This window comes from Stappia indica, assembly GCF_020177335.1.
In the GTDB taxonomy this organism is placed as follows: domain Bacteria; phylum Pseudomonadota; class Alphaproteobacteria; order Rhizobiales; family Stappiaceae; genus Stappia; species Stappia indica_B.
Genome location: NZ_JAIVMG010000001.1, coordinates 677,408 through 688,925 on the forward strand (window position 1 = coordinate 677,408; position 11,518 = coordinate 688,925).

An 11,518-nucleotide genomic window follows, 5' to 3' on the forward strand; every position below is an offset into this window, starting at 1 on the left:
GTCAGCCCCACAGGCTCCAGGCGAAGCGGGCGGCCACGGTCAGCAGGAACAGGCCGAAGAACACCTCAAGCTGGCGCCGGGGCAGCGCATGGGCGATCTTCACGCCGAACGGCGCGGCGAAGGTGGTGACCGGGATGATCAGCGCGACGCCGAGCAGATTGACATAGCCGAGCGAAAACGCCGGCAGGTCCGCATGTCCCCACCCGGCCCAGACCATGCCAATGACGCCGGGGATGGAGATCAGCACACCGGTGCCGGACGAGGTTGCCACCGCCTGGTGGATCGGGCGGCCGTAAAGGGTCATGAAGGTGTTGTTCATGACGCCGCCGCCGATGCCCATCAGCGTTGAGAAGAAGCCGATAAGCGCGCCGCACACCGGCCGGATCGGATTGCCGGGAATGTCGCTGCCAAGCCGCCAGCTTTCGCGGTTGAACAGCATCCGCAGGCCGACGACCACGGCAATGCCGGCAAAGATCGCCTTGAGCCCGTCGCCGGAAACATAGGCGGCGACAAGGCTCGCCGCCACGACGCCGACCGGCACCGGGATCAGCCAGCTTTTCAGCAAAGACAGATCGACGGCGCCGCGTTTCTTGTGCGCCAGGAACGAACGGAGCGAGGTGGGCACGATGATGCCGAGCGAGGTGGCGACGGACACATGCATCCGCACCGATTCATCGACGCCAAGCCAGGTGAGGAACTGATAGAGGACCGGCACCAGCACCGCGCCGCCGCCAATGCCGAACAGCCCGGCGAGCAGACCGGCGACCGCGCCGGACGCCAGCAACGCAAGCACGAGGCCGATCACCTCGCCATTGATCGACGACAAATCCATACGTCCCCCCAATGCCATGAAGGCAGGCTACCGGCGGAAATGCCGCGCCCGCAAAGAACCCCGTGTCGCTCCACCCCGGTGGAGACCACGCGCCCCCTAACTGGCCCAGCGCGCCGGTTTTGTCCAGCAGGCGACGGGACAGCGAATGTCTTCATGAGCATCCGGGGCAGGAAGGAAGGGCCGATGCCCCGTGGGCGAGGACAACGCCCGCCTCAGGCGGAGACCGGCTCCGGCCCACGCTCCATGGCGGCGCCGGCGCGGGCGATTTCCGCCAGCGCACCATCCAGCACCTCGATCCCGGCGCCAGGAGCAACCGCATCCACCGTCATCCGCCGGCGCCAGCCGCGCGCGCCCGGCACCCCGTGGAACAGGCCGAGCATGTGGCGGGCGATCTGATTGACCCGCAGGCCCGCCGCCAACCGCTCGCGCATATACGGCCGGAATGCCTCGATGACCGCGTGTCTGTCTTCCGCCGGATCGGGCAGCCCGTGCAGCCGGCTGTCGACCCGCGCCAGTTGCCAGGGGTCGTGGTAGGCCGCCCGGCCGAGCATCACCCCGTCGACATGGGCAAGATGCGCTTCCGCCGCCGCCAAGGTGGCAATGCCGCCGTTGATGCCGATGTAAAGATCCGGCAGGCGCTGCTTCAGCCGATAAACCCGGTCGTAGTCGAGCGGCGGGATGTCCCGGTTTTCCTTGGGCGACAGCCCCTTCAGCCATGCCTTGCGGGCATGGACCCACAGCGCGTCGACGCCAACGGCAACCAGCCTGTCCGCCATGGCATCGAGCGCCGGTTCCGGGTCCTGGTCATCGACGCCAATGCGGCATTTCACCGTCACCGGGATATCGACCACCGCCTTCATGGCGGCAACGCACTCCGCGACCAGTTCCGGCTCGCGCATCAGACAGGCGCCGAAGCGGCCCGATTGCACCCGGTCGGACGGGCAGCCGACGTTGAGGTTGACCTCGTCATAGCCGAAGTCGGCGACAATCCGCGCGGCCCGCGCCAGCTCATCCGGATCGGAGCCGCCAAGCTGGCAGGCAAGCGGATGCTCGATGTCGCTGAAGCCAAGAAGCCGCTCCCGGTCGCCATGCACCACCGCCGCGGCCGCCACCATCTCCGTATAGAGCAGCGCCTTGCGGCTCAGGTGACGGTGAAACACCCGGCATTCCCGATCGGTCCATTCCATCATCGGCGCAACGCTTAGCTGCACATCGTCGTATAATCTAGTTCTCATTCCAGGCATGGCACTTACAGAAACTTTCTCACGTCGGATGCGTCGCGCGAAACCGTTATATTCAGAGACGCAACATCCGTGCACCACAAAAGTGGTGCAGAAATGACCTCTCGTGGTGCTGCCCGATTGGCAAGTGCCGTTGACGTGCCCCCCGTCCCTGGATCGCCCCGAACCGGCCCCTCCGGAGGGTCTGGCTCATCGGCGGAAACCGCCGATGCGCCTTTCATGCGCGTTAGCGGCTCATCATCGTGTCCGGCAGCCACGTCACGATCTGCGGGAAAGAAAACAGCAGAACGACGGTGACCATCTCGATGGCGACGAACCAGAGCGCGCCCCGGAACACGTCCGGCAAGGGCGTCTCCCGGTCGATCCCTGCGATCACGAAACAGTTCAGCCCCACTGGAGGCGTGATCAGTCCGATCTCACACATCTTGACGCAGAGAATGCCGAACCAGATCGGATCGAAGCCGAGGCCCGAAATGGTCGGAAAAACAATCGGAAGCGTAATCACCATCATCGAAAACGCATCCAGAAACATCCCCAGAGGAATGTAGGCCAGCAGCAGAATGGCGACGATGAGGTAAGGCGAGATGCCGCTTTGCGTGATCGCACCGGCAATCATTTGCGGGATCTGAACGAGGGTGAGAAAATAGCTGAAGATGCCAGCCCCGATCATGATGAACAGGATCATCACCGTGGTCGTCGCGGTCGAACGGAAGCTTTCAGAGAGCGCGCCCCCGAGGTTTCCACGCGCGGACTTCGCCAGAAGCAGCATCACAAACGCTGCAAGCGCCCCGATTGCCCCGGCCTCGGTGGGGGTCACCAGCCCGAGGTAGATCCCGCCGAGAACAATCAGGAAGAGCACCACAACCTGCCACGCCTGCGTCGTGGCCGAAAGCCGCTCCGCCCAGGGGGCTCGGGCCGCACGGGTGGACCTGTCCTGCACCTTGTGACCGATCAACGCCACGCCAAGCATGAAGGCGACCGTCGTGATGAGGCCGGGCACGAAACCGGCGATCAGCATCTTGCCTGCCGAAACCTCGGTCAGCGCCGCATAGAAGATCAGCAACACCGAGGGCGGGATCAGGACACCCAAAACGCCGCCCGCGGCAACCGCACCCGCCGCAAGACGGCGATCATAGCCCTTCGCCTTCATTTCAGGGATGGCAACGGCCCCCACGGTGGCCGCAGTGGCAACGGAGGAGCCAGAGGTCGCGGCAAAGCCCGCCGAGGTCAGAATGCTCGCCATGGCAAGACCGCCAGGCAAATGGCCGACCCATTTGTTGGCCACGTGAAAGAGGCGTTTCCCGACCTGTGCATGATGGGCGAAGGCGCCCATCAGGATGAACAGCGGGATCACGGTGAGCGCGTAATTCGCCGTGTGAATAAAAGAAAAGGACTTCAATCGGGCGAGCAAAAAGCCCGCATCTTCGACCATGATGATGCCGAAAGCCCCGGACAGCGCCAAGGCGGCAAAAACCGGTGTGCCAAGCGCCAAGAGGAGAAAGATCAGCCCGACGGCGAGCACCGTGATGGGGATCACATCCATTGTCGATGTCCTGTTGTTGTGAGGTACATCGCCCGCCGCCATGCAATCGCGACCGCGCCGGGCGAAGCACGTGAACCTGTCTGGACCCTAGTGCAACTCGGACGGAACGCGGGTCGCTGTCGGTGCGGCGACCTGTTTCAACGCGATGCGCAAGGCATGGACCACGGCTTGCAGAGCGGCGAACCAAAGTCCCGCAGCGACCGCGATCTTGGCCCACCAGATCGGCACCTGGAAATAGCCCCAGCGGAACTCGCGGATCGAGAACGAATAGATCGCTTCCTGTGTCGCGGGCCATGCCAGCATGACAAACGTCAGCCCCGCGAACAGCCACGCCAGAGACGTGCAGCCACGTGACCAGGGCCTTGGCAGCGCATCGGTCATCATCGTCACCCGGATATGCCCATCGTCGAGCAAGGTGGCCCCAAGACCCATGAAGACCACCATCACCATGGACATTTCCGTCATTTCGAAAAGTCCCGGCACGGCACGTCCGAAGGTGGCGCGGGCCACCACATCCAATGTGATGGCCACCATCATGAAGGCAAGAAAGCTCAATGCCACCCATGATGTGAGCCGCGAAACCCCGTCGAGCAGGCGGTTCAGGCGCGCCAACATGGCTTACAGGTCTGCCGCGATTTCGACCGGACGCTTCATTGTCCCGGTGCCCGCATGGCGCGAGATGGCCTCTTCCACGACCTCCTGCATGGCCTCGCCATTGATGCCGTTCGGCCCGGCAACCGTCTCGATCCATTTATCGACCTGAGCCGGCTGAACCGTGGCTTTGGCCTTGGCCTTTTCCTCGTCAGACAGTGCGGTCAACGTGACGCCTTCGGCGAGAGCCTTTTGCACGTAGTCGGCCAATGCCTTGTTGTAGATCTCCGCGAATTTGCCCGCGTAGAGCTCATTGGCCAGATCGGTGCAGACCTGTTGATGGGCGGCCGGCAGCCCGTCCCAGACGCGCCGGCTCATGACCGTCACCGCAGGCGCATGCGGACCATCACCGATGTCATGGAAATTCGGGGCGATCTCGTGGAGCTTGTAGGCCACGGCGGTCACGAAATCGAACCCGTAGACGCCATCGAGCACGCCGCGCTCAAGCGCCTGATACACTTCGCCCGCCGCCATCGGCACAGCGATACCGCCAAAGCTCTCGATCACATCGGTGGCCACACCATAGGCGCGGATTTTCTTGCCCTTGAGATCGGCAAGCGAGGTGATCGGCTCACGCAGGATCAGCGGCGCGTAGTTCCAGTTGGTCCAGTAAAGCACCTTGGAGCGATGCCGATCTTCCCATTCCTGGCGCAGCGGCGCGAAGTTTTCGTACACGTCGCGGCACACCAGCTGCAATTCATCGGCGCGCTCCATGCGGAAATACCATTCAAGCCCGCGGGTGACCGGCAGTTCGGCCTGGTAATAGCCCGGCGAAATCAGGGTTGCGTCGCTCGTCCCATCGCGCACCGCGCCAAGATGCTCGCCCACCTTGTTGAGGCTTCCGGCCCAGTAATATTTCATACCGATTTCGCCGTTGGTGCGCTTCTCCAGTTCCTCAAAGAACCAGCGATCAATCCAGGACGGTCCGGCGGTTTCGCTCACATAGCTGTCGAATTTCAGCGATGTCGCCGCATGCGCCAAACCGGGCAGGCTCGAGAGAATTCCGGCTCCAGCCAGTGCACCCGTCGCTTTCAGAAAATCACGTCTTCTCATGGCGTTTTCTCCTCCAGTGAGACCGAGCTCCTCCGGCCCGGTTCTCTTGTTTTCCGGTTCACACCGGTGTCGTCCCAGATCCAGCCTGGGTTCTGAGCTCCGTTTTCAGAATTTTGCCATAGCTGTTCTTGGGCAGATCCTTGACGAACTCGTAGTGTTTGGGCCGCTTGAACGCCGCAATATGCTGACGGCACCAACTGTCGAGCTCCGATATGCTGACACTGCGCCCTTGTTCGAAGACGACATAGGCGACCACCTGTTCGCCCCAGTCCGGTTCCGGCACGCCGATCACGGCAGCCTCGAACACGGCCGGGTGACGCAGCAGCGTTTCCTCGACTTCCCGGGGATAGATATTCGTCCCTCCGGAGATGATCACATCCTTCGAGCGGTCGGTGAGGTAAAGAAACCCGTCCTCGTCCAGATGCCCGAGATCTCCCGTATGCAGCCATCCGTCTTTCAGGGCGTCCGCGCTGGCCTGCGCGTTCTTCCAGTAGCCCTTCATGACGGTCGGTCCCTTGACGCAAATCTCGCCCGTGCCCCCCGGCGGCAAAGGCGCTCCGTCCGCACCGAGCACCGCGAGCGTGACGGCCCCCTGTGCGATCCCCACCGAGGCGCGGCGCGCCTGCCAGCGTGGATGGGACTGGTCCGCGACCAGGTCCCGTCCAAGGGCGGAGATCGTCATCGGCGTTTCGCCCTGACCGTAGATCTGGACGAAGCGGGGGCCATAACACGCAAGGGCTTCGTTGATGTCGTTGGCGTACATCGGCCCCCCGCCATAGATGATCGTCCGAATGCCCTCGCCGGAATATCCTTGCGCTTTCGAGACCGCGATCAGCCGCTTGACCATTGTCGGAGCCGCAAAGAAAACGAGCTGGCCCCGTGTTCTGGCAAGGTCAATGATCTCCTCACTGTCGAACCCATGGGATGCGGGAACGAGATGGGCGCCACCGGCGCGAATTTGCGCGAACATATAAAGCCCCGCCCCATGCGACATCGGCGCGGCGTAGAGCATATGATCATCAGACTGCGCGCAATCCACGTCCAAGGCGTAGCAAAGGGTCATCTGGCGCAGGTTGTCATGGCTCAGCATCACGCCCTTCGGGGTTCCTGTCGTCCCGGAGGTGTAGAACAGCCATGCGAGATCCTGCCCCTCGACAGGCGCGGGAGCCGTGATCTTCTCATCCCGCGCACCGGATGCACTCAGGGGTGTCTCGTTGATGTCCGGCTGATCGGCAAAGACCGTACCGCTTTGCGTGAAAACCGCCTTGGCTTGCGAATCCCGAATGATCCATTCGGCTTCGAGCGGGTGAAGCTTGCAATTGATCGGCACCACCACGGCGCCAAGCCACCAACAGGCATGAAGCAGTTCGATGTATTCAGGGGCATTCTTGGCAAAAATCGCCAGCCTGTCGCCCGCCTGAACGTCGTGTTCGGCGCGCAACCAGGCGGCTCGGTTGCAGGTCGACTGCAGGAGCTCGGCATAGGTTTGACGCAATGCGTCGCCCTCATAAAGGGCTGGACGGTTCGGCCATGACAAGGCTGTCTGATACAGCCAGTTTGCGATGTTCATGATCTTGTCGGTCTTTGGATTGTCTGTGTCAGGCGCGGTCGGCCTTCAAAACCGTCGCATAGTTGGCGACGGCGGCCCCACCCATGTTAAAGGCCAGGCCCCATTCCGCGCCTTCGCGCTGGATCGCGCCTGCGCGCCCCGTCAATTGCCGGAACCCCAGTGCAAGCATGGAAACGCCGGTGGCTCCGACCGGGTGGCCCTTGGCCTTGAGGCCGCCGGACAGGTTCACCGGCGTACGGCCGTCCGCATAAACCGTTCCCTCAGCCAGAGCGCGGGCGCCCTGCCCTTTTTGAGCAAGGCCCATTGCTTCGTAGATCAGCAATTCGGCGGGCGTGAAACAATCGTGCACCTCGGCGAAATCGAGATCGGAAACGTCGATCCCCGCCGCCTTGTAGGCCATCTGAATGGCCCGCTCCGGGCCTTCAAAGTCCAGGAATTCACGGCGGCTCATCGGCAGGAAATCGGAGACATGTTCGGCAGCGGCCACCAGAACCCGCGCCGACGCATCCGCCGCATGGGCCTGGTCCGAGCTCAACACGATTGCGGCGGCGCCGTCCGTGACCAGAGAACAGTCGCTCAGCCGAAGCGGCGGCGCGATCAGGGGGTTTTTCTCGCTCACCTCACGACAAAATTCATAGGGCAATGCCTTGTGCATCTGCGCCAGGGGATTTTTCATCGCGTTTTCGTGGTTCTTGGCGGCAATCCGCGCAAACGTGTCGGCGGGATCGCCATAGCGTTCGCCATAGCGCGCCGCCGCGATGGCGAACACCTGAGGAAAACTCAAGCCCGCCTCGGCCTCATCTCCCTGATATCCGGCCCCTGCCAGGGCGGCGGTGACATCCGGCGTCGAGCGATGGGTCATCTTCTCCGCGCCCACGACCAAGACATTTCGGGCGCGCCCGCCGCGAATGGCATTCAGGCCGGCGTGGAACGCCGCCGCCCCCGAGGCGCAGGCATTTTCGCAGCGCGCGGCAGGCGTGAAGCGCAGATCGGGATGAGCTTGCAGGATCAGGGACGACGCAAAACCATCTGGCACCAGTCCCGAATTGAAATGCCCCAGAAACACCGCATCAATCTCGGCAGGAGGGATCTGAGCCTCCTCCAAAGCCTCACGGGTCGCCTCGACGACCAGGTCCTCAAGGCTTTGTTCCAAACGGCCAAAACGGGTGTGACCGGAACCGGTGATGTAAATGTCTGTGTTCATGCAATTTCCTCCTGGCACTAGGCTCAGAAAAAAAACGCATGGCAGCAACACGTGTATTTACGTAGAAATCTACGTAGAAATTACGTAGACGCCTATGCAGCGAAGGCGGGAGGCCAGATGAGCTACGATCAGATTTCCGAGGCAGACCTCGATCTCACCGGCTTCATGGATGCTCCGATCGGCCTGATGGTGCTGTCCAATCGCGTCATTCGACGGGTCAATACGGAGATCGAACGGATCTTCGGATGGACACGGGACGAGCTTGAGGGGCAGTCCATCCGGATCCTTTACCCATCAAGTGTTGACTACGAGAAGACCGGCGCAAAGTGGCAACGGTGGCTCAAGGGCCAACCGCGCTATGTGGATGAGCGGTTCATGCAATGCCGCAGCGGGGAGATCATATGGACCCGCGCCGCCGGTCGGACGTTGACCCCGGACGATCCCTTTCGGCTGATGGTCTGGACCTTTGAACATCTGGAAAACAGACCGGCGACATCGGCCACATTGACCCCGCGCGAGCGCGAGGTCGCGCGATATATCGTCAATGGCTACACCAGCAAGGAGACGGGGCAAGCCATGGGCATTTCCCCGCGCACGGTCGAGGTCCACCGCAGCTCCGTCATGAAAAAACTCGATGTCCACAACGCAGCCGAACTGGTCGCCAAGATGATTGTCCAGAGCTGAACACTGGCCTCACCAATTCTCGCGCTGCCCGATGCGGCGCGCGGAACGGCGTTTCGCGGAGACCGCCAACCACACCTGCCCCAGCCCCAGAACGGCAAGACCGGCGCAAAGGGGCAAAGCCAGATGCGACAGGTGGAGCGGCTGGAGCGCCATGACATCGGACAACCCGGGAAGGTAGAACGCGGCGGCGAGCAGCCCCGCGCACACCCCCAGCGCCGCCCACACGAAGGGGTTTCGGGTGACGCTGTTGCGCAGCCTTCCCTCGTCGCGCGCCCGCATGTTGAACACATGCAGCAACTGACAGACCGCCAGGGCCAGGAAGGCGATTGTCACCGCCTGCGACGAGGCCAGCTCGAACACGTGAAGCGCCGCCCAATAGACGGAAAGGGTCGCCAGCGTGACCAGCAAGCCGAAAACGACGATATCCAGCCATTGCACACGCCCGATGATCGGCTCTTCGGGGCTGCGCGGCGGGCGTTTCATGACCCTTCTGTCGCCTTCGCCAAGCCCCAGCGCAAAGGCCGGGAACACATCCGTCACCAGGTTGAGAAACAGGATCTGCAAGGGAAGCAACGGGGCGGGCAGACCTGCCGCGATCGCCAGCCCGACCACCAGGATTTCGCTGAAGTTGCAGGACATCAGATAGATCACGAAGCGGCGAATGTTGGAAAAGATCACCCGCCCCTGGCGCATCGCGGCGATGATCGAGGCAAACGCATCGTCCCTCAGGATCATATCCGCCGCATCGCGCGCCACCTGCGTGCCCCTTTGCCCCATCGCCACACCGATATCGGCCTTCTTCAGCGCCGGCGCGTCGTTCACACCGTCGCCGGTCATGGCAACGACATGGCCTGAGGACTGATAGGCCTCGACAAGGCGCAGCTTGGTTTCCGGCGAAACCCGCGCGAACACGTCGACCGCCATCAGGTCCGGCCCCGAGCGCCGGTCGGCGGTGTCGCTCCCCAGTTCGGCCAACTCGCGCCCGGACAGGGCGAGGATAGCGCCTTCCTCTCCCAATCCGGCCTGCCGGGCAATCTCGGTCGCCGTGGCCGGATGGTCGCCGGTCATCATGACCACGCGCACCCCGGCCCCCCGGCTCTGGCGGATCGCGGCCGGCACATCCGCACGCAAGGGATCGAGCAGGCGGACGAAGCCGACCAGAACCAGATCCTCCTCCAGACGCCCGGCACCGGCGTCGCCTTCCACGAAAGCGAGCCCGATCAGGCGAAATCCGCGCCTGGCGGCCTCCTCGATGCGCGCCAGCCAATCCGCACGGTCCGCTTCGGTCAGCACCTTGACGCCGGTCTCCGTCAGAACCCGAGTTGCCTCGCGAAGAACCCGCTCCGGCACGCCCTTGATCGCCGCAAAGCCCCCGCCCTGACCGGAGTGCTGACTGACCATCAGGCCGGTGTCCGGATCGAACGGGCGCATGTCGTGCAAGGGATAGGCCTGGCCGAGCGCTGCGGGAGAAACACCGGCCTGCTCCGCCGCCTGCAACAACGCCACCTCCATCGGGTCGCCAACGCCGGCCTGTGGCGCCGTCTGCTCCCGTGTCCCGAGTTCGGCGGTGTTGCAAAGCGCCCCGATCTCCAGCGCCCGTTTCAACAACGGGTCGGCGGTCGCGGCCCCGGCGTTGATCTCCGCCACATCGTGCCCGTGAAGAAGGTAACCGCTCACCTCCATCCGGTTCTCCGTCAGGGTGCCGGTCTTGTCGGTGAGGATGATGGTGGTTGCCCCCAGGGTCTCGACCGCCGCCAGCCGTTCGATCAGGGCGTTGCGCCGGGCAAGGCGCAGCATGCCGCGCGCCAGCGCCAGGGTCGCCACCACCGGCAAGCCCTCCGGGACGGCGGCAACGGCAAGGGCAATCGCGGTTTGCGCCATGTCGGTCAGCGCCAGCCCATGCAGGTACCCGGCAAGCGCAATCAGTGCCGAGAGCGCGACCGTCACCCAGACCAGCGTCTCGCCGAGCCGGTCCAGACGTTTCTCCAGGGGCCGCTTGTCCGCCTCGGTCGATTGGGCCAGCTCCGCGATCCGCCCCACCTCGGTTTCCGGTCCGATCATCGCCACAACGCCGATGCCGGTACCGCGCATGACGGCCGTGCCCTTGAAGGCCATGTTGGTCCGGTCATGAAGCACCGTATCGACGGCCAGCGCATCGGTGGATTTGCTGATCGGCGCGGATTCCCCGGTCAGGGCAGACTCGTTGCAGCGCAGGTCGGCGCAGTCCAGCAACCGCAGATCCGCCGGTACGGTGTCGCCACTTTCCAGAATGACGATATCGCCGGGGGTCAGATTCTGGACCGGCAGTATTCGCGAGCGCCCGTCCCGCCGCGCCCGCGCCGTCACCGCCGTCATCCGAAACAGCGCTTCCATCGACCGGATTGCATTCAGACTGGTGGTGAAACCGATTGCGGTGTTGATGACCAGCACGCTCAGGATCGCGATGGCTTCGGCCAGATCGCCCGAAAGGATCGAGACCGCCGCGGCACCGGCCAAAAGCCAGACGATCACGCTGCGGAACTGGTCGAGCAACAGCGACAGCCACCCGCGCCGCGCCGCACGGGCAATCGCGTTCTTGCCATAGTGCCGTTGCCGGGCCTGGGCCTCGCCCGCGCTCAACCCGAGATCGGCATCGGCGCCGAGCTTTCGCAGAACCTCCTCAGGGGGATCGGCGTGAACCGTTGAACGGCTTTCAAGATCGGCGACCACGCCCTCCCCTTTCCGTTTTGTATTCAAGACC

General features: G+C 63.5%; 9 protein-coding genes. 1 reads left to right on the top strand and 8 read right to left on the bottom strand.

What is annotated here, in order from left to right; genetic code table 11:
- Window position 1: 1 nt before the first annotated feature.
- The 7 genes from LC062_RS03035 to LC062_RS03065 all read right to left on the bottom strand — a co-directional run bounded on the left by LC062_RS03035 (window position 2) and on the right by LC062_RS03065 (window position 8,094).
- Window positions 2-832: a sulfite exporter TauE/SafE family protein gene (locus LC062_RS03035; RefSeq protein ID WP_224909532.1), complete on the bottom strand. Its 831-nt coding sequence runs from the start codon at window positions 830-832 to the stop codon at window positions 2-4.
- A gap of 212 nt (window positions 833-1,044) precedes the next feature.
- Complete coding sequence (gene dusA / locus LC062_RS03040) at window positions 1,045-2,067, bottom strand: tRNA dihydrouridine(20/20a) synthase DusA (protein ID WP_404829666.1); 1,023 nt, start codon at window positions 2,065-2,067, stop codon at window positions 1,045-1,047.
- A 232-nt stretch (window positions 2,068-2,299) separates the two neighbouring features.
- Window positions 2,300-3,658 (bottom strand): TRAP transporter large permease, encoded by a 1,359-nt coding sequence (locus LC062_RS03045; protein WP_224909534.1) that lies wholly within the window; start codon window positions 3,656-3,658, stop codon window positions 2,300-2,302.
- A 45-nt stretch (window positions 3,659-3,703) separates the two neighbouring features.
- Window positions 3,704-4,231, bottom strand: a complete 528-nt coding sequence (locus LC062_RS03050; RefSeq protein WP_224909535.1) for a TRAP transporter small permease — start codon at window positions 4,229-4,231, stop codon at window positions 3,704-3,706.
- 3 nt (window positions 4,232-4,234) lie between these two features.
- Window positions 4,235-5,320: a C4-dicarboxylate TRAP transporter substrate-binding protein gene (locus tag LC062_RS03055; RefSeq protein ID WP_224909536.1), complete on the bottom strand. Its 1,086-nt coding sequence runs from the start codon at window positions 5,318-5,320 to the stop codon at window positions 4,235-4,237.
- Window positions 5,321-5,378: 58 nt separating this feature from the next.
- Window positions 5,379-6,890, bottom strand: coding sequence for a class I adenylate-forming enzyme family protein (locus tag LC062_RS03060; RefSeq protein WP_224909537.1), 1,512 nt, complete (start codon window positions 6,888-6,890; stop codon window positions 5,379-5,381).
- A gap of 28 nt (window positions 6,891-6,918) precedes the next feature.
- Window positions 6,919-8,094, bottom strand: a complete 1,176-nt coding sequence (locus LC062_RS03065; protein ID WP_224909538.1) for a thiolase domain-containing protein — start codon at window positions 8,092-8,094, stop codon at window positions 6,919-6,921.
- Between the two features lie 117 nt (window positions 8,095-8,211).
- On the opposite strand from LC062_RS03065, the gene LC062_RS03070 reads away from it, so the two are divergent.
- Window positions 8,212-8,778 (top strand): LuxR C-terminal-related transcriptional regulator, encoded by a 567-nt coding sequence (locus LC062_RS03070; protein WP_224909539.1) that lies wholly within the window; start codon window positions 8,212-8,214, stop codon window positions 8,776-8,778.
- Between the two features lie 9 nt (window positions 8,779-8,787).
- Here LC062_RS03070 and LC062_RS03075 read toward each other — a convergent pair whose 3' ends face one another.
- Window positions 8,788-11,487: a cation-translocating P-type ATPase gene (locus tag LC062_RS03075; RefSeq protein ID WP_224909540.1), complete on the bottom strand. Its 2,700-nt coding sequence runs from the start codon at window positions 11,485-11,487 to the stop codon at window positions 8,788-8,790.
- Window positions 11,488-11,518 lie beyond the last annotated feature (31 nt).